The organism is Sphingobacterium rhinopitheci (assembly GCF_022627575.1).
In the GTDB taxonomy this organism is placed as follows: domain Bacteria; phylum Bacteroidota; class Bacteroidia; order Sphingobacteriales; family Sphingobacteriaceae; genus Sphingobacterium; species Sphingobacterium rhinopitheci.
The window spans coordinates 50,709-71,612 of record NZ_JADEYQ010000016.1; the positions used below are offsets into that span (position 1 = coordinate 50,709).

Sequence of the window (20,904 nt, forward strand, 5' to 3'; positions counted from 1 at the left end):
TACAGCAATCTTAAAATAATCTATTATGTAGAGAGCGTAATGCCTCTACTTTATGTTTTGAATCTAATAATATAGAAACATTGTAATCTGATCCACCATAAGAGATCATTCGAACAGGCAAGTGTTTTACAGCATCCAAGACACGAGCAGCATAGCCATGTGTATTAGCACCAAAATCACCAACAACACAAATGATTGTCTGTCCTTCATCCACGCCTACTTTACCAAATAATTCGACCTCTTTTATAATTTCTAACAAATTACTAGTATCGTCAATACTTAATGAAACAGCTACTTCGGAAGTAGTAATCATATCAATTGGGGTCTTGTAACGTTCGAAAATTTCGAATACCTTACGTAAAAAACCATAAGCCAATAGCATACGGCTGGAATTGATATGAATAGCTGTAATACCATCTTTGGCTGCTATAGCACGGATAACACCTTTTTGTCCACCATCTTTAGATATCAATGTCCCTCTAGCTGATGGAGCCATTGTATTCAATAAACGAACAGGAACATTATATTTTTGTGCAGGAAAAACAGATTGTGGATGCAATATTTTGGCTCCAAAATAAGCTAATTCAGCAGCTTCATCAAAACTAAGATTTGCTATAGGGCTTGTATTGGTTACGACACGAGGATCATTATTGTGCATACCGTCGATATCAGTCCAAATTTGAACTTCTTCAGCCTTCAAACCAGCACCAATCAAAGAAGCTGTAAAGTCAGAACCACCACGGCGCAAGTTATCAATTTCACCAAAAGAATTACGACAGATAAAACCTTGTGTTATAAACAATTTATTGGTCGGATTTTCTTCCAATAATGGCGTTAATTTTTCTGTTATATAAGAAACTACAGGCTCGTTATCCTCATCAATTTTCATAAAATCTAATGCCGGCAACAAAACCGAAGGAATACCAATTTCTTCCAAATGAAAGTGCCATAGCGTAGTAGACAACAATTCCCCTTGCGCAAGGATTAACTTCTCTTCTGTAGGTGTAAATAAATAGTTAGCTAATCCAGATAAAATATTAAAATGGTAATCGATAAGCTCTTTACCCTTCTTAAGTCCTTCTTCGGTGTCAAAAAGTTCCTTAATAAGATCCTCATACTTGGATTGTAGTACAGCTATCAATTGTTTTGCTTCATCCTTCTTATCGTTTATATAAGCTTGACCAATTTCTACTAAAGCATTTGTTGTCCCTGACACAGCAGACAACACTACAATTTGACGCTCGTTTGGATCTACTATGTCAAGTAGCGCTTTGATACGAGCTGCACTTCCTACTGAAGTACCACCGAATTTTAAAATTTTCATATGATTAAAAACTATTATTTTAATTTAGCGCCTGAATATAGGTATTAAATTACAAAATTCATAAAAAAAATGCGGCACAATTGCATATTTGCCTTTGTACCGCATTCCATATATATGCGGAAGTATTACTTCTTCAGATTTAAAATCAAAAGAGAAGCTAATTCTTCGCCAATACGTTCTTGTGCTTCATTTGTAGCAGCACCGATGTGCGGCGTTAATGATATTTTAGGATGTGTTAGCAACTCCGTACGTGGAGTAGGTTCATTTTCAAATACATCTAATCCAGCAAAAGCTACTTTACCTGAATCTAAAGCTTTTATAAGCTCCAACTCATCAATAACACCACCGCGTGATGCATTCACTAAACCAACACCATCTTTTAATATTTCAAACTCTTCTTTACCAATTACTGGCTTATCTAAGAAAGGAACATGCAAAGAGATGAAGTCAGATACTTTGAACAGTTCATTCAACTCGACTTGTAGTACAGGTAAATCTAATGTAATAGCACCTGTAAAATCTAGCGTTAAAGTCTTAGGACCTTCAAATAGATCGTAATAAACAACACTCATACCTAAACCTAAGGCGATTTTGGCAGTTTCACGTCCGATACGACCAAAACCTACGACACCTAATGTTTTACCTTTCAGCTCCACACCAGCAGCATATGCTTTTTTCAAAGCGCCGAAGTTAGTAGCTCCTTCAACAGGCATTTTACGGTTAGCATCTTGTAAGAAACGAACGCCAGTCAACAAGTGTGCAAATACCAATTCTGCTACCGAATGAGAAGATGCTGCAGGTGTATTCACTACTGCAATACCTTTAGAGCGGGCATAATCAACATCTATATTATCCATACCTACTCCACCACGACCAATAACTTTTATATTAGGACAAGCGTCAATCAATGGCTGTCTTACTTTCGTAGCACTACGTACTGTAATAGCATCATATTCATTCAAACGTGCAGGCAACTCTTCTTGAGGAATATGAATCGTATCTACAACAAAACCTGCATCCTCTAATATTTTTTTTCCAATAGGATCAATCCCATCATTTGCTAAAATTTTCATACAATAAACGCTATTCAATTATTTGTGTGACTCTTCAAATTCTTTCATGGCATCGACCAAAGCATTGATAGATGTCAATGTCAATGCATTATAAACAGATGCTCTAAAACCACCTACAGATCTATGACCTTTTATTCCAATTAGATTACGTTCTTTAGCCAACGCCAAGAATTCAGCTTCTAACTCTGGAGTATCCATCACAAATGTGATATTCATACGAGAACGGTCTTCTACAGCTGCAGTGCCTTTGAAGAAAGGATTTCGCTCTATCTCATCGTATAAAGTACGTGCTTTGATAATATTTTCTTGTTCCATTACAGCAACACCACCTTTAGCTTTCAACCAACGTAAATTTAGTAAAGATACGTAGATAGCAAATGTCGGAGGCGTATTGTACATTGACTCAGCTTTGATATGCGCTTGGTAATCAAAAATCGTAGGTATAGTTCGGCCAGTTTTACCTAATAATTCATCTTTAATGATTACTAAAGTAACACCTGCTGGACCCATATTCTTTTGAGCTCCTGCATAGATAACATCAAATTCAGAAACATTAATTTCTCTACTAAAAATATCCGATGACATATCTACTATTGTAGGAATGTTTGTTACTGGTTTTTGAAAGATCTCCGTACCGTATATTGTATTATTTGAAGTATAGTGAAAATAATCTGCGTCTGCAGGGATTTCAAAATTCTTAGGAATGTAGGTGTAATTTTTATCACTAGATGAAGCTACGACCTCTACTTGGCCAATTTTTGAAGCTTCTTTAGCGGCTTTGGAAGCCCATACCCCCGTATCCAAGTAAGCTGCTTTGCCACCTTCTTTCAATAAATTCATAGGAATCATTGCAAACTGCTGACTAGCACCGCCTTGTAAAAATAAAATAGAGTAATTTTGAGGAACATGAAGTAATTCACGCACCGTTCTTTCCGCCTCCGCAATTACCTGTTCAAATTCCTTTGAACGGTGAGAAATTTCTAAAATTGAAAGACCAGTATTATTAAAATCTAATACTGCTTGAGAAGCTTCTTGGAAAACTTCTTGAGGCAATATACAAGGACCTGCACCAAAATTATGTTTCATTAGCTTTTTATGTTTGTGTTTGTTTGTTAAAAAAGTGAATTTTAACACAAAAGTACATTTTATTTTATTTAAAAAATAACATTAAAATCATTTTGTTATCAATAATTTAACAAAACAATCATTAAAATACAATTTCTTCACCACAAGTATACAGGCAAAAGCTCCTAATTCACAATAAAATTCCAATATCGTTAACATTTTGAAACAAAAAAAAGACCCATTTACGATTATGTACACCTTGATTTTAATCCGCAAAACTATATCCAAATACAATAAAAAAATCGTATCTTCGCCTGCATAGTACCTACTCTTTGGATTGCTAAAAAATAGTTTACAGAACCCAGACAAATATGGCTGAAGAAACAGAAAATGAAAACAACTTAGTACCTGCGAATGACAGGATTGTAAAAATCAATATTGAAGACCAGATGAAATCGGCCTACATCGATTATTCGATGTCCGTGATTGTATCTCGTGCTCTTCCTGACGCTCGAGATGGTCTTAAGCCTGTACATAGACGTGTGTTATATGGTATGGATGGTTTAGGAGTAGCATCTAGCAAGCCTTATAAAAAATCTGCACGTATTGTCGGTGAAGTTCTTGGTAAGTATCACCCACATGGTGATTCATCAGTTTATGATACGATGGTACGTATGGCTCAACATTGGTCGTTGCGTTATCCATTAGTTGATGGCCAAGGTAACTACGGATCATTGGATGGAGATCCTCCTGCTGCAATGCGTTATACGGAGGCTCGTCTTCGTAAGATGGCTGAAGAAATGTTGGCAGATTTAAAAAAAGACACTGTTGACTTTCAACCTAACTTTGATGACTCTGAAGAAGAGCCTACAGTATTACCTACTCGTATTCCTAATTTATTAGTAAATGGCGCTTCAGGTATTGCAGTAGGTATGGCTACAAATATGGCTCCACATAATCTTACAGAGGTTATAGATGGTACCATTGCTTATATAGACAATAGAGATATTGAAATATCGGAGTTAATGCAATTCATCAAAGGCCCTGACTTCCCTACTGGCGGTATTATATATGGTCACAATGGTGTTCGTGATGCTTTCGAGACCGGTCGTGGACGTATTGTAATGCGTGCTACTGCGGAGATTGAAACTACGAAATCAGGCAAAGAAATTATCATCGTTACTGAGATTCCATTTTTAGTAAATAAAGCTGATATGATCAAACGTACAGTAGATCTTATCAACGAGAAAAAAATTGAAGGTATTTCGGAAATTCGTGACGAGTCATCGAAAGATGTACGTATAGTTTACGAAATAAAACGTGATTCAAACGCTAATGTTGTATTAAACAATTTATACAAACACACCTCATTACAATCATCTTTCTCTGTAAATAATATTGCTCTTGTAAAAGGCAGACCAGTGATGATGAACCTTAAAGATATGATCCAAGTATTTGTGGAGCATAGACACGAGGTAGTAGTTCGTCGTACAAAATTTGAATTAGCAGAAGCTGAAAAACGCGCACATATACTTGAAGGTTACTTAATAGCATTAGACCATTTAGATGAAGTAATAAAATTAATCCGTAGTTCAGATACACCTGAAGATGCGCGTATTGGTTTAATAGAAAAATTTGGATTATCTGATATTCAAGCACGTGCTATTCTAGATATGACATTACGCCGTCTTACAGGACTAGAGCGTGACAAGATCAAAGAAGAATATGCTGAATTAATGAAAACTATCGAATACTTACGTCAAATATTAGATGATGAGAGCCTGCGCTACAAAATCATCAAAGACGAATTAGTAGAAGTAAAAGAAAAATTTGGTGATGAGCGACGTTCAGTGATCGTACATTCGGCAGAAGATATGACAATGGAAGATTTCATCGATGATGAAGAAATTGTCATTACTATTTCGCACAATAGCTACGTGAAACGTACTCCGTTGTCAGATTACAAACGTCAAGGTCGAGGTGGTAAAGGTTCTATTGGATCAAACACACGCGATGAAGACTTTACGGAGCATATCATTACAGCTACGGCACACAATTACATGCTTCTATTTACAGAAGCGGGTCGTTGTTTCTGGCTACGAGCTTTTGAGATTCCTGAAGGAAGTCGTACATCTCGTGGTAGAGCATTACAGAACATTATTAATGTACCTAAAGAAGAAAAGATAAAAGCATTCATCTTAGTGAAGAACTTGAAAGACCAAGAATACTTGGAGAATAACTTCATTATTATGTGTACGAAGCAAGGTACAATTAAGAAAACTTCATTAGAAGCATATTCTAGACCTAGAGCAAACGGTATCAATGCGATCAATATTAACGAAGGTGATCAATTAATCGAAGCTTGTTTAACAAGTGGTACAAGTGAAATTGTAATGGCATTACGCTCAGGACGTGCTATTCGCTTCAATGAATCTACAGTTCGACCTATGGGAAGAACAGCAACAGGTGTACGTGGAATAACCTTATCTAGTGCTACAGACGAAGTCGTAGGTATGATAAGTTTGAATAACCCTGAGTCTACAGTATTAGTAGTTTCAGAAAAAGGTTATGGAAAGCGTACTGATATTGAAGATTATCGTATTACTAATCGTGGTGGTAAAGGTGTTAAAACCATAAATGTAACCGATAAAACTGGTGAGCTAGTAGCCATCAAAGATGTAACAAACGACGAAGATTTGATGATAATCAACAAATCTGGCATAGTTATTCGTATAGGCGTAGATACATTACGTGTGATGGGCCGTGCAACACAGGGTGTTCGCTTAATTACATTGAAAGAAAATGATGAGATAGCATCTATTACTAAAGTAGTACGTGAAGAAGAGGAAGAAATTATAACCGACGAAGAAGGTGAGAATTTAGCCTCTGATTCAACAGAACAAACGGAAAACAACGAGGACTAATACATAAATAACATGAAAGCTGCATTTGCATCTGTAGTATTATTAAGTTTAAGCTTAACTGTTGAAGCTCAATCCAATCTAAAGGAGAGCTCCAACAGTTTTGCTCGTTATTCTAACACGGGTGATATCAAGCAATTAGAAAGTGCTAAAAAATTCATTGATGACGCGTACAAAACGAAACGAGATACTACAAACTCCAGAAACAATATCCTTAGAGCGCTAATTTATAGCTCATTAGCATATGCTGATTCGACACAAAAAATTAAAACACCACAAGATCCAATTATTATCTCAAAAAAAGCTTTGGCAAAAATAAGGCCCCGAGATAAAGAAAATTTTGAAAGTGAGATTAATTATATAAATCAGAATCTTACAGCAACCTATATTTACCGTGCGAATAAGTTTATAGAAAAAAAGGAATTTGATAAAGCGTATGAAAATTTCTTGGAGGTAGACAAATTAGGCGCTAAATCTAATGACATCACTAACAATTTGGCTTTACTAGCATCACAAGCTGGAAAAACAGATGATGCTATCCTTTACTACAAAAGCCTTATTGAGCAATCTAATGCTGATGTAGATAAATATTTAGCTTTGGCGAAGTTATATAAAGAAAAAGGGAATAATCAATTGTACTTAAATACGCTACAGGATGCTAGGGCTAAGTTTGAGAACAATAAAGAAGTATTGTTTCTTTTGATACAAACTTTTGCGGAGAATAAATTTTATCCCGCTATCGTCACTATCATAGATGAAGCGATAAAATATGAACCTAACAATATAGATTTGTATTATTTAGGTGGATATGCCAATGAAAGCTCTAATAATATTGAAGCTTCAAAGAAATATTATGATAAAGTTTTAGATTTAGATGAGAATAATTTTGATGCTAATTTAGCATTAGGCCTTATTTATCTAAATGAATTTTTGAGTGATAAAAATAACCTGGAGGCACAATATAATGCACAAACTTACCTATTGACAGCAAATAGTGTAAAGCCTTATGCTGTAAATGCATTAAAAGGCTTGGCTCTATATTATGAAACTACAAACGAGGAAGATCAATTGGATCGTGTCAATGTATTATTAAATCAATTATCAAACAATTAGAAAGATATTAAAAAAGATGAATTTAAGAAAGACAATCATTTTATCAGCTATTCTTGCTGCAGGAAGTACTGCTTTCGCACAATCAAGCAATGTAAAAAAAGCAGCTTCAAACATACAAGAATACGAAAAATTTAGAGCAGCAGGTACTCCACAATTAGGAGAGAAATTTCTAAATCTAGCTAAAGATGCTATAGACTTAGCTATTGTTAATGACAAGACTAAAGATAATGCAGATACTTGGACATACTATTCTTTAATATATTCCAATTTAGCTGTAGATAAAAAAAGTACAGAAGACGCAAAGAAAGCGGAAGAAGGCATCAAAACTGCTAAATCATTAGATAAAGATGCCAAAAACAAAGAGAATATCGGTGTAGCAGAGCAAACTCTTTATGCGTATAACTTTAATCAAGGAGTAGCTTTTTGGGAAGCTAGTGATTTCAACAATGCATATAACTCGTTTGACCAAGCTTTAGTATACGCTCCAGGCGATACTACACTTACATATTATGCTGCATTAGCTGCTATTCAATCTTCTGATTATCCTAAAGGAATAGAGAAATACAAACAATTATTAGATAAGAGAGATTATTCTCAACACAAAACTGTAGTTGTTGATTTACCAAAATTATTCCTTTCCGTGAAGGATACAACTGCTGCTTTAGAATATGCTGCATTAGCAGCTAAAGAATATCCTAATGATAATAATGCGATAACTCAAAATATCGAATTAAATTTGATCGCCGGAAATGAAAGCAAAATTATTGCTGATATTCAATCTCAAATTACTAAAGATAGCGGTAACAAAACATTATATTATTATTTAGGATTGGCTCAAAGTGCAAGTGGAAAAACAAAAGATGCTTATGAAGCATACAAAAAAGCTATAGCTATCGACCCTAATTATACAGATGCTAACCTTAATGCAGCAGTGACGTTAATAAACTCTACGCGTGATGATATACAATTATTAAACGAAGATAAAAATTTAACAAATACACAATATGCAGCTAAGATTGAAGCTTTAAAAGAGCAAATCAAACCTGCAGAAAACTATTTTGCTGCCGTTCTTAGTATCGAGCCTAAAAACGAAATGGCGTTAAAAGGATTAAAAAGCTTATACGATTTCTTACAATTAGAAGAAAAATCTCAAGAAATCCAAGCACGTATTGATGCTATATAACAATAGTATTACTCTAAAACAAAGAAGGTGTCTATATATAGGCACCTTCTTTGTTTTAGAGCTTTCTTTAACTCACGTATATTTTCATCTGATACTGCCCTTTTTTTGATTTATTGTGGCACAACGATTTTATTTCATTTGGTTCTATATGGAATTGAATTCTTTTGATTTTGTAAAAGCATTCAATATACCTCAATACTATTGACTCTATCATTTTAATGTATATATGAATGATGGATTTTAACAATAAGACGCTTGCCTATAAAATAGTTGATGGTTCTCTGGTGTACTATTGCCAAAAGCTACATGAATGAGATACTCAGCTACAAGGTGCCCTCAATCTTTCGATATGAATAGAAATTGATAAAATAGGCATAGAATAAAATTTTAAGAAGTATGCTAGTCTGAAAGCTAGGCTACCTTTATATTGATAGATAAGAGCCTCAAAATCCAGTTTGCGCAACACCCTCATTGAAGAATCTAACGGGATGGTTAAAAAGGATATGCTCTAAAATATTTGCAATATTTAGGTTTGAACTATTAGATAGTAAGACTTTAAATTATACTTTCATAGCGCTTTTTGGTCTCCTCTACCTATTCAATATTAAGGACAAAAAAAGAACAACTCCGCCATTTTTTGATGACCGGGTTCTCAATTTTTCACATCTTTTAGGCCGCCAAAGTTGTTATTCATATCTGTTTTTCAGATATCCTTGACACATCTAAAGCCTACATTATTGGTAGGGCTATTTACCTCAGCCTTACCCCTAGCTCCAGCCTTGTACCTTTCGCAATACTGATCATTGCAAAGGAAAGATCCGCCCCTCTGTACGCGTTTCTCTAGATTAGGCTCCTGTGGGTCATATGAGCTATTAGGTCCCTTAGGATTAAGCTTAGGGCTATTTTGATAATAATCTGCTTGATAATAATCAGCGCACCATTCCCAAACATTACCTTCCATATCATATAATCCATAGCCATTTGGTGGGAAAGATTTTACAGGTGATGCACCTATAAATCCATCTTCAGCAATGTTTGTATTAGGAAATGTTCCTTGAAAAATATTTGCTAACCATTTTCCATTTTCCAATTTATGGGTCCCCCAATAATAAGTTTCTTGATCATGAACCCCTCCTTTAGCAGCATATTCCCATTCTGCTTCAGTAGGAAGTCTTTTACCAGCCCATTTAGCATAGGCTTCAGCATCTTCGAAAGCAATCTGAGTAACAGGTAGTCTTTCCCAATCTTTACTATTGGTACTCCCTTCGCCATCAGGCAGTTTCCAGTTGGCTCCAGCTACATAATCCCACCATTGCAAGTGATTACTTAAATCAGAAACATGAGATTGACATATAAAAACCGCAGATCCAGGCACAAGTACGGCAGGATCTACCCCAGGAAAATCATTGGGATTTAATTCACGCTCTGCCACTGTTATATATCCTGTTTCCTTCACAAACTGAGCATATTGCGCATTCGTTACTTCATGCTCATCAATATAAAAAGAGTTCAGTGTTACCTCATGTATAGGTTGAGCATCAGCAAAATTTAACGATCCCATTTTAAAAGTTCCTCCTGGTACAAATATCATTTTACTGCTGTCATTTACTATACATGTAGGTGTAGACATACTCGATAAAAAGCTATGAGGCATATTAGTAGCCATATCTAGTTCTGCATCCAATGGAGAGGTATACACTAGTTGATTTCCTGTATATGGTCGAAAAGATAACATGGTACTAGCACCAATAACTAAAAGCATAATCAAGGAGCATATTTTATTCTTTTTCATTAACTAAAAATAATAAATTATACTAAAAACAAAAGAGCCAACTATTAAATTGGCTCTTTTATTTATAAATATTTTAGGGTAATCACACATTTAACTGCTTAGACGTATCCTTAGAAGTTTTGGCTTTAATAGGCGTATTACCACCCCCATTTAATGTAATATCTACAGGCTTATTAGTTTTCCAAGCACCTTGTGTAAAGTCAGGAATAGAAACACTCTTACTATTCATAGCTACAGAATCACAGCTCAATGGTACGATTGCACTCCAAGTAGCGCCTTCGTATACCGGTTGATCGATAGGTAAACCATTGCGCAAACAATCGATTAATCTCCAATCCATCATGAAGTCCATACCACCGTGACCACCTACTTGTTTTGCTAATTCACCAATATGCTTGATCAATTCAGGCGTGTATTTAGCATACAATTCTTTCATTTGATCTTTACTAATGAAGCTATGACCGAAAGCAATATTCTCTGTAGGGTATTTCTGTGCGAAACCTTTAGTACCACTAAGCAAATGTAAGCGTGAATAAGGACGAGGCGAAGTAACATCATGTTGTACCATCAACGTCTTACCTAATTCTGTTTTTATCAATGTAGTATCCATGTTACCACGGTATTTTTTACCTACAAACTCTTGGAAGAAAGAATCCTTAGCCGCTAATTCACGAGCTTTGTCACCCATCATAAAATCAGCAGTTTGCATAGCTACTAGATGCGTCATTCTGTCACCAGAATTGATATTCATACACTGTGCAATTGGACCAATACCATGTGTCGGGTATAAATTACCGTTCAATTTGATATTCTCACGCAAACGCCACATGTTATCATATCCATTTTTATTAAAATTAAGATCTAATAAATCATGAATATAAGCACCTTCAGCATGAATTAACTCACCAAATAATCCCTGACGAGTCATATTCAATGTTAACATTTCGAAAAAGTCATAACAACAGTTTTCTAACATCATACAATGTTTTTTCGTTGCTTCAGATGTTTTTACGACTTCCCAACATTCTTTTACTGTCAAACCAATAGGCACCTCACAAGCAACGTGACTACCTGCTTTCATCGACTCAATAGCCATTGGAGCATGGTATTCCCATGGTGTACAAATATAAACTAAATCTAATTCTTCGTTTTTCAATAATTGTTTCCAACCATCTTCACCCGAATATGCTTTAGCTTCTTTAAGACCTTTATTAGTTAATATTTTTTGATTTTTTGCTACTCTATCTGCATATTTATCACAAAGAGCAACAATCTCTACACCTTCTATATATGATAAGCGATCAACTGCACCAGGTCCACGCATACCTAGGCCAATTACAGCTACTCTTACTTTATCAATTTTTGGTGCTGCATATCCCCACATATTAAAACGTGGTGCCGCTAAAGCTTCTGTATTTATTGCTGGTACAGCTAATGCTGCTGCAGATAATAAAGACGCTTTCTTTAAAAAATCTCTTCTATTAGAACTCATAGTATTTTAGGGTTTTCAATTTCATTAGTACATTAAAGGGGACAAAAGCCCCCTCTAAATTCACCTATTTTAAAACAAACTAAACAGTCAACTTTCAAATAACCAAATAATCGAATATGGTTTAATGGTTATGGACAGTACATCATTCTGTATTGTCTATACAATTATAGTCCTTAATTCTTACAATAAAAAATAAAAAAAGAACGCAAACGTTTGCCCTAAATTACGTAAACGTTTGTCTATTGTAATAAGCATTAATAGCTAAAAATCAATTCTACCTACTAATTCCTTTAATTGTATTTCTGAAAGTTTAGCCTGTAATTTTGCTGCATTGTATCGAGATACAGCATCTATATAATTCTCTTGCGCATCTCTAAATTCGACCGTACTTATAGTTCCTATCTTGTATTTATCCAAAGTAATATTTAAATTTTGACGTGCAATAGCTTCATTTTTTTCCTCTATTGTAGACAAAGCTATATTAGTACGGTAAATTTGAAAGGCTTGGGTCATTGCGGTTTCTAAAAAAACAGTCTGTTGATTATATAGCAAACCAGCATTATCTATTTGTATCCTTGCAATACGTTCATTGCGACGTTGATTCAAGCCGTCAAAAATATTTAATGATGCCGTAACCCCATAATTCAAGCCTTTAGCTCTAGATTGTGCAACGAATCCAAGACTTGATTCAGACCTAGAGAAATTATATCCTGCATTCAGTCGAACAGTCGGATACCTATTAGCCTTTATGGTTTTCAACTCCAATTCAGCTATACGCTTAGCTAAACCGATATTCAACAAATCTGGATTATGCTCTTTTGCTTGCGACAACAAAGTAGATAATTGTAAGTTATCATCAATAAGAACGTCGTCTACCACAGTGAACGCTGTAGACAGATCACGTACCAAAAGGCTATTTAGCGTAGTCTTCAAATTATTTACAACACTCTCTTGGACTAAGCGTGCAGACTCATCTGCATTTAGATTTACTTGAACATTGAGTACTTCTAAACGCGCAGCCTTACCTATTTCAAATCTATTCTCTGCAGTCTTCAATCGATCACGAGAAATAAAGATACTTGAATCTATCGCATTCAATAAATTTTGTTGCTCGACAATAGTATAATAGGTAGTTATCACATCAGATACACGTTGTAATATGGTACTCTTCAGTTGTAATTGTCCTTGCTTATGGAGCTCTTTAAAAGTATCATATCTAGAAAACATACCTAGCCCATCAAATATAGTCCAGCCAACACTAACGCCATAGGTCAAACTATTATTTTTAGCATTATCTAAAGATCTTACCTCTCCATTCTGTTGTGTTTGAGTTGAATTTTGAAGATTATTATTTTGTGCTAAATTACCCGTTACAAGGGGAAACATTCCAGCATTACCGTAGGTTACATTCTCTTTACTTATAGCTAGGTTATTAGTAGATAGCTTGATATCATAATTATTAGCCAATGCAATATCTATAGCTTCTCTAATAGTCAATAGAGATTGTGCTTTACAAGGCAAGCAAAAAGGTATAGTTAAAAAAATCGTATAAAAAAATATTCTCATCTTAATCTTCAATATTATCAAATTCTGGGCGATGCTTTCTTTTTTTAGAAAACATCAAATAAAAACCTGGTATTACATATAATGTTAGAATCAAAGAAAACATCGTACCACCAACAATAACTACTCCCATACCAATTCTACTGGTCGAAGCTGCACCAAGAGATAACGCAATAGGCAAGGCACCAAGTGCAATAGCTAATGAGGTCATCAAAATAGGTCTTAAACGTGCTTCAGAGGCTAAGACAACAGCTTCATATTTTTCAAGTCCTTGTTCGCGCATATGGTTGGCAAATTCCACGATTAATATACCATTCTTAGTTACTAAACCAATCAACATAATCGTACCTATCTGGCTAAATATATTCCACGATTGCCCAAATAACCACAAGGAAAACAATGCCCCCGCGACAGCCATTGGGACGGTCAGTAGAATGATAATCGGGTCTATGAAACTTTCAAATTGTGCAGCAAGTATTAAGAAAATTAACAATACGGCCAAGCCAAAGGCAAAAGTTGTATTAGAACCACTTTCGACAAAATCACGTGCTTCACCAGATAAATCTGTCGTAAACGTCTCATCCAACACTTTCTCTTTAATACGATCCATAGCTTCTATTCCATCGCCCATACTATATCCAGGGGCTAATCCTGCAGAAACTGTTGCAGACATATATCTATTGTTATGGAACAATTGTGGCGGACTACTGTGTTCTTGTACCTCAACAATATTATCCAATTGAATCAAGTTACCGACATTATTTTTTACATATAATGATGTCAAATCATTCGGCGTAGCGCGATCTTTTTTATCAAATTGACCCATTACTTGGTATTGCTTACCATTCATCATAAAATAGCCAAATCGCTGTCCAGACAAGGACATTTGTAAGGTTTGTGCCACATCTAATACAGAAACACCTAAAGACTGTGCCTTTTCTCTATCTATATGCACATATAGCTCAGGTTTATTAAATTTTAAGTTTACATCGGTAATGGAGAACGTCTTTTCATTGGCTAACTCTTCCATAAATTCAGGAATTTTTTGTTCGAGCTTTTGAAAATTTTGAGCCTGAATAATATATTGTATTGGTAGACCACCACGACGATTTACCGCTATGGTAGGTTGTTGTGATACCGCGACACGCGCTTCAGAATATTTCTTCGTCAATTTTGATAATTGATTAGCAACTTCTTCTTGCGAACGTTCTCTTTTTCCAGGTTCTACTAAACCCAAACGAACCATACCACTATTTGCGGATGCAGAACCAAATCCTGGGGAAGTAATTACTAAACTAACCTTCTTCTCTGGAATTGAATCATTTACCATCAGTGCCAGATCAGTCATAAAACGATCCATATAATCGTAAGAAACTCCCTCAGGGGCTGTTGCACGCATAGTTATATAACTTCGATCGTCATAAGGTGCGGTCTCTTTGGGCAATATTTGAAAGAATAAATATATTAATCCAAAGCAAACAGTGACAATAGCTATACTCAACCATTTGAAACGTAAAAAACTACGTAATGATCCTTCATATTCTTTATTGATCATCACAAAATATTTCTCCGTACGATTATAAAATTTAGACTTCTTTTGCTCCCCACTTTTCATCAAATAAGCATTCAACATGGGTGTCAGGGATAGGGATACAAAGGCTGATATCAGAACCGCAGAGCCAATAACTATTCCAAACTCTCGAAATAAACGCCCCACAAACCCCTCTAAGAATATAACCGGAAGAAATACTGCTGCTAATGTTACAGAAATAGAAATAACAGCGAAAAATATTTCATTAGATCCTTTAATTGCGGCTTCAATCGGAGACATTCCTTCCTCCACTTTCTTAAAGATATTCTCTGTAACAACAATACCATCATCCACGACAAGGCCTGTAGCCAATACTATTGCGAGTAAGGTCAATACATTAATTGAAAAACCACACAGATACATGATAAAAAATGTAGCAATCAAGGATACTGGGATGTCAATTAATGGTCTAAATGCAATTCCCCAATTTCGGAAAAAAACATAAATAATAATAACCACAAGAATAATAGAAATAATTAATGTTTCTACTACCTCTAATACGGAATTTTTAACAAATTGTGTATTATCAATAGCTACATTCAATTCAAACCCTTCAGGTATATCCTGCTCTATACGATCAAATTCTTCATAAAATCGCTTTGCAATATCCAAGTAATTCGTTCCAGGCTGTGGTATTACTGCTAAACTAACCATAGGATATCCAGAGTCAGACATATTAGTCTCAAAATTTTCAGCTTCTAATGCAGCTGAACCGACATCGCTCAATCTAACGATTTGATCTCCGGTAGATTTTAAAATAATATTACCAAATTCCTCCTCCGAAGCTAAATTACCGATAGTTTTAATAGCTAATTCCGTATTTTTTCCAGTCAATTTACCTGATGGAAGCTCTACATTCTGAGCATTTAAGGCAGACCTAACATCCAAAATCGTTAAACCATAAGAAGCTAGACGAACAGGATCTATCCATAGACGCATCGCAAATTTCTTTTGCCCCCATATTTGTACCGAACTAACTCCAGGAATAGTTTGTAGTCGTTGCGCAATTACATTCTCAGCATAATCACTCAATTCCAATACATTCTTGGTAGAGCTTTGAATGGTCATCGTGATGATAGGCTCTGAATCGGCATCCGCTTTAGAGACAACAGGAGCAGCATCAATATCCTGAGGAAGACTGCGTAATGCTTGCGATACTTTGTCACGTACGTCATTCGCTGCTTCTTCTAAATTTTTATTTAGGTTGAATTCGATGGTAATATTGCTACTGCCTTGATTACTAGAAGAGGAAATATTACGTATACCATCAATAGAATTTATAGCTTTCTCGAGAGGTTCTGTTATTTGGGATTCTATAATTTCAGCATTGGCGCCAGAATAACTGGTACGGACAGATATCTGTGCCGGATCGATAGATGGAAATTCGCGAACGCCCAAAAAAGAATAACCAATTATACCGAATAATATTAACAATAAATTCATTACGATTGTCAATACCGGTCTTTTGATACTTAATGTAGATAAACTCATAATCTAAGATTTATCTAAGTTTAACGTTAACAGCAGAACCATCGCGGAGCGACATCACACCCGATGTCAATACCGTATCACCTATAGCTATACCATTTGTGATCAATATAGTAGAATCTGTCCTTGCGCCGGTTTCTACTAATACTTCCTTCGCTTTACCATTTTTCTGAATGAATACCTTTTTACCATTCTGAATAGGAATTAAAGCTTCCGTAGGAATCAATAAAGCATCCGGTATATTCTGTAATGGCAAAATTACATTAGCAAATGCTCCAGGTATCAATTTATTACCATTATTATCCGTAATCGCGCGAACAGTCAAAGTCCTTGAAGCAGGATCAATCATAGGCTCCAATGCATAGATGTTAGCAGTAAATTCCTCCGCAAGACCTTGTATCTTAAACGTTACTGTTTCACCTACTTTCACCAAATTGGCATATTTCTCAGGAACAGAAAATTGCAATTTAATTTTACTGATATTAACCAATTGAACAATAATATCAGCAGGTGTTATATAACTTCCCTTAGAAATATTTCTTAATCCAACTTTTCCAGAAAAAGGAGCCAAAACAGAGGTTTTACGCAATTGTGCCTGAATGAGCTCTATTTGTGCTTTAGCCGTACGAAAATCAGCACTTGCAATATCATATTCCTCTTGACTGATTGCTTCTTTTTCTAATAAGAGCTTTGCTCTTCTTTCATTTTCTGACGCTAAGGTAGCGCGCGTCTGCGCTTGAGAAAGTTGTGCCCTCAATTCAGCATCATTGATACTAATTAAGACCTGTCCAGCATTAACGGTAGCTCCTTCCATAAAATTTAAAGATTCTACTAATCCAGAAATTTCAGAGCGTACTTCTACTATTTCATTAGCTTCTATGGTACCTGTCAATAAAAGAAAATCCGCAAATGCTTCACCTGTTGCCACCATACCAAATACGGTACTAGCAGATTTACCAGCAGTTGCCCCCATATTATTCTTATCGTTATTCTTTGAATTAACAAATAATCGATAGGAAACTAAGCCTGCTACAAGAATCAACAAGAATATTAAAAAAAAAGTTATTTTTTTACTCATAATAATAGGAAAAGATGTATTGTCGTTTACAAACTGACAACAAGATAGGGTTTATATAACAATTAGGATGTAAAATTATTATTATAAAAGATATTATTATTTACATCAATAGCAATTTATGTATTCCTAATTAATAGTATAGAAAAATGGGACATATGTCCCATTTTTCTATACTATTAAAAGTAATTTTATTGTTTTAGAGTAGGGCCAGAGATAATCAGTCTGCCATTTTTCAATATCTCTAACTCATCAATAAATACCATACGTTTATGCCCTGTCTTAGCGGTTCTACCATGGTATACAGCAAATATTTTACCTTTATCGAATAACAAACTATTATGCCCAGTACCAGTAACACCACCTTCTTTTTGCAAAATAGGATTATATACAGATTTGGTAAACGGTCCCAAAGGAGAGTTAGATGTGGAATAGCCTATAGCATAGTTTTCACCATCAAAATTATTAGAAGAATATAACATATAATATATGCTATCATTTTTGAAAATAAAGGAACCTTCCGTCCACCTTCTACCAACCTCATTGGATGTCACAGACCTACTCTCCCACTCATGTTCATTCATTCGTTTAGGTGGAGAAAGCAATAGTTTTGGTTCACCAATTATACCTGAGAAATCAGGTTTTAATTCCACACCATAAATCCAACTTTCTTCTATTTTGTCAAAATAATTTTTCCATTTTGCCCAATCAGCCACTTCACTATCTACAGCATGTTTATAACAACATCTAGAATAGTATAAAAATACTTTGCCATCTTCCCAAAAAACATTGGCATCTATAATTGGATATTCGGGGTTAAAAATAGGACGATCATATAAATCCAAAAAAGGTCCTAAAGGGCTACTCGCTACTGCTACACCTATCTTAAAATTCTCAAGTTCATTCGTGGGGTTTTCTTTCCATTGAGCACTATAAAACAAATAAAACTTCCCCTCTTTTTCATAGACTTCGGGAGCCCAGAAGGAGTTGATACCCCAGGAATTCTTTTGTTCCTTAGAATAAACTAAGCCTTCAGATTTCCAATCTTGCAGGTTATCTGAAGAATAGGCTACAAATCCATTGTCATTTGCAGTATTGCCTGTACCATACAAATAATATTTACCCTTACTTTTGAGTATAAAAGGATCACCAAAAGATACTTCTAAAGGGTTATTAATGACTTGTGCTATAGTGATATGACCAAAATAAAAGAGCGCTAAAAAAATAAACATTACTATTCTCATAATACTAATTGAAGTTAGGTTTAATACGGTTTTGTATACTTGGGTAACTATTATTAATAAGTGGCCATCCACCGGACCAAATCACTTGATCGACAAATAAAACTCTACGATTAACGCCATTAGACAATTTGGGGAAATTGGAATCTATTGCATGGTACAAAACCCAATCATTACCAATAGCATCGGTTAATATTCGTGAATTATGGCCAGGCCCTACAAACTGCTTATTACCTTTCAATATCAAAGTACCATTATCCCGCTCTGCAATATCATTACCTTCCTTATCCAAATAAGGGCCTTTAATATTTTTGGATCGCCCCACCAAAACACGATAGGTACTATTTTTGCCTTCACAACAGCTTCCTTTAGAACCAAACATATAATAATAATCATTCTTCTTATGAATAACTACAGCCTCCCAATCACCGGCTGCAATTTTAAATTTATTACTTATACTGTTAATATTTAATCCATCAGATGATAATTCTATCCCATGAATTCCTTGCGTACTACGTGAGCTAAAACTGCCCCAAAACAAATACTTCTTTCCATTTTCTTCATAAAAAAAGGGATCTATAGAATTAGGAACATCTATTTTATTACTACTAATAATCTGGCCGTAATCAATGAAAGGACCGATTGGAGAATCTGCCACGGCAACACCTATACCAGGATTTGGATCATCCCAAATTGAAATCGAATAGTACAAATGAAATTTGTCATTTACTTTTACAATATCTGGTGCCCACAACCCTCCTTCCTTCCACTTAGGTTTAGTAAAATCATTAAACGCATTACCTACATAAGTCCAATCTAATAAATTAGGTGATACTAGGATAGGTACTAACCTTGTTCCAATACCATCCGCCCAATTATCTGCCGTACCATAAGCATAAAACATATGAGTTTTATCATCGTAAATAATAGTAGGATCGGCTAATGTAGGCGTAAAAACAGGATTAGAATATTGAATTAAAGAAGTATCACTTGCATTATATAAAATAGCTACATTTTTGATTTTAGGTTTAGTAAATGAAAAACTACAACATATTATTCCACATACAATACAGGTTAAACTGATTTTCATAGATAATTTATAATAATTGGTGTTAAAATACTACTACAGATAATTACTATTTAGCAAGGCAATCAATTACTAAATCATTTATAATCAATAGATAAAACTAAAATAGTAAAAATAGTTAATTAGAATAGAATATCCAGCAAGATTTATTTTACGCCAAAAATCCTATAATCAATACAAGCGAATTTATATGTTATCTGGATTTATTCCTAATTCTAATGCTGCTACAGATCCCTTTACAATGGATAACTCACTGTAATGATCTTAAAAGATTCTCCAAATTCTCATGCCATATATGCCAAAGGTATAAACTCCAGAAACAGCTAAACATCAAATTCTTTTGAGATCCTTCCTGCGATCAGGATGACAAGTAAGGTTTTTTTTGTATTTAGACTGTCATGTTGAACGTAGTGAAACATCTAAATATCAACATCTTTTGTGAGTTCCTTCCTGCGATCAGGATGACAAGTAAGGTTTTTTTTGTATTTAGACTGTCATGTTGAACGTAGTGAAACATCTAAATATCAACATCTTTTGAGATCCTTCCTGCGATCAGGATGACAAGTAATGTTTTTTTTGTATTTAGATTGTCATGTTGAACGTAGTGAAACATCTAAAAACATCATCATTTGAGATCCTTCCTGCGATCAGGAAAACAATGTAACTCTACCATGTCATGTTGAACAAAGTGAAACATCTAAAAACATCATGTTTTGAGATTCTTCCTGCCATCAGGAAAACAACATAGATCCGTTTTCTTTAGCGTAAAAAAGTCTATAAACGCAAAAAGCCTTAGATTTCTCTAAGGCTTCTGTTTAAAAAAAGGCACCGACCTACTCTCCCACCTGTTACGGCAATACCATCGGCTCGGGCGGGCTTAACTTCTCTGTTCGGAA

13 protein-coding genes are annotated in these 20,904 nt (G+C 35.0%); 3 read left to right on the forward strand and 10 right to left on the reverse strand.

The window, feature by feature from the left end:
- Positions 1-10: 10 nt before the first annotated feature.
- The 3 genes from IP023_RS12925 to serC all read right to left on the reverse strand — a co-directional run bounded on the left by IP023_RS12925 (position 11) and on the right by serC (position 3,483).
- A complete protein-coding gene (locus tag IP023_RS12925) occupies positions 11-1,324 on the reverse strand; it encodes an aspartate kinase (RefSeq protein WP_241790810.1) in 1,314 nt (437 codons plus the stop codon).
- 125 nt (positions 1,325-1,449) lie between these two features.
- Positions 1,450-2,397 (reverse strand): D-2-hydroxyacid dehydrogenase, encoded by a 948-nt coding sequence (locus IP023_RS12930; protein WP_241790811.1) that lies wholly within the window; start codon positions 2,395-2,397, stop codon positions 1,450-1,452.
- Positions 2,398-2,415: 18 nt separating this feature from the next.
- Positions 2,416-3,483 carry a 3-phosphoserine/phosphohydroxythreonine transaminase gene (gene serC, locus IP023_RS12935; protein WP_241790812.1) on the reverse strand — a complete coding sequence of 356 codons (1,068 nt, stop codon included), beginning with the start codon at positions 3,481-3,483 and terminating at the stop codon, positions 2,416-2,418.
- A 350-nt stretch (positions 3,484-3,833) separates the two neighbouring features.
- Here serC and gyrA point away from each other — a divergent pair, with 350 nt between their 5' ends.
- Genes gyrA through IP023_RS12950 form a run of 3 tightly spaced genes read left to right on the forward strand, consistent with a single transcriptional unit; the run spans position 3,834 to position 8,679 of the window.
- The gene (gyrA, locus tag IP023_RS12940; RefSeq protein ID WP_241790813.1) at positions 3,834-6,386 is read left to right on the forward strand and encodes a DNA gyrase subunit A; all 2,553 of its coding nucleotides are present in this window, start codon (positions 3,834-3,836) and stop codon (positions 6,384-6,386) included.
- Between the two features lie 12 nt (positions 6,387-6,398).
- Positions 6,399-7,496: a tetratricopeptide repeat protein gene (locus IP023_RS12945; RefSeq protein WP_241790814.1), complete on the forward strand. Its 1,098-nt coding sequence runs from the start codon at positions 6,399-6,401 to the stop codon at positions 7,494-7,496.
- 16 nt (positions 7,497-7,512) lie between these two features.
- Positions 7,513-8,679 carry a tetratricopeptide repeat protein gene (locus IP023_RS12950; protein WP_241790815.1) on the forward strand — a complete coding sequence of 389 codons (1,167 nt, stop codon included), beginning with the start codon at positions 7,513-7,515 and terminating at the stop codon, positions 8,677-8,679.
- 703 nt (positions 8,680-9,382) lie between these two features.
- Here IP023_RS12950 and IP023_RS12955 read toward each other — a convergent pair.
- The 7 genes from IP023_RS12955 to IP023_RS12985 all read right to left on the reverse strand — a co-directional run bounded on the left by IP023_RS12955 (position 9,383) and on the right by IP023_RS12985 (position 20,011).
- Positions 9,383-10,471, reverse strand: coding sequence for a formylglycine-generating enzyme family protein (locus tag IP023_RS12955; RefSeq protein WP_241790816.1), 1,089 nt, complete (start codon positions 10,469-10,471; stop codon positions 9,383-9,385).
- An 82-nt stretch (positions 10,472-10,553) separates the two neighbouring features.
- Positions 10,554-11,963, reverse strand: coding sequence for a Gfo/Idh/MocA family protein (locus IP023_RS12960; protein ID WP_241790817.1), 1,410 nt, complete (start codon positions 11,961-11,963; stop codon positions 10,554-10,556).
- 261 nt (positions 11,964-12,224) lie between these two features.
- Positions 12,225-13,484 (reverse strand): TolC family protein, encoded by a 1,260-nt coding sequence (locus IP023_RS12965; protein WP_241790818.1) that lies wholly within the window; start codon positions 13,482-13,484, stop codon positions 12,225-12,227.
- 46 nt (positions 13,485-13,530) lie between these two features.
- Positions 13,531-16,608, reverse strand: a complete 3,078-nt coding sequence (locus IP023_RS12970; protein WP_241790819.1) for an efflux RND transporter permease subunit — start codon at positions 16,606-16,608, stop codon at positions 13,531-13,533.
- Positions 16,609-16,618: 10 nt separating this feature from the next.
- On the reverse strand, positions 16,619-17,683 hold the full coding sequence (locus tag IP023_RS12975) for an efflux RND transporter periplasmic adaptor subunit (protein ID WP_241790820.1): 1,065 nt from the start codon (positions 17,681-17,683) through the stop codon (positions 16,619-16,621).
- Between the two features lie 188 nt (positions 17,684-17,871).
- Complete coding sequence (locus IP023_RS12980; protein WP_241790821.1) at positions 17,872-18,924, reverse strand: glycoside hydrolase family 43 protein; 1,053 nt, start codon at positions 18,922-18,924, stop codon at positions 17,872-17,874.
- A gap of 4 nt (positions 18,925-18,928) precedes the next feature.
- Positions 18,929-20,011 (reverse strand): family 43 glycosylhydrolase, encoded by a 1,083-nt coding sequence (locus IP023_RS12985; protein WP_241790822.1) that lies wholly within the window; start codon positions 20,009-20,011, stop codon positions 18,929-18,931.
- Positions 20,012-20,904: the final 893 nt, after the last annotated feature.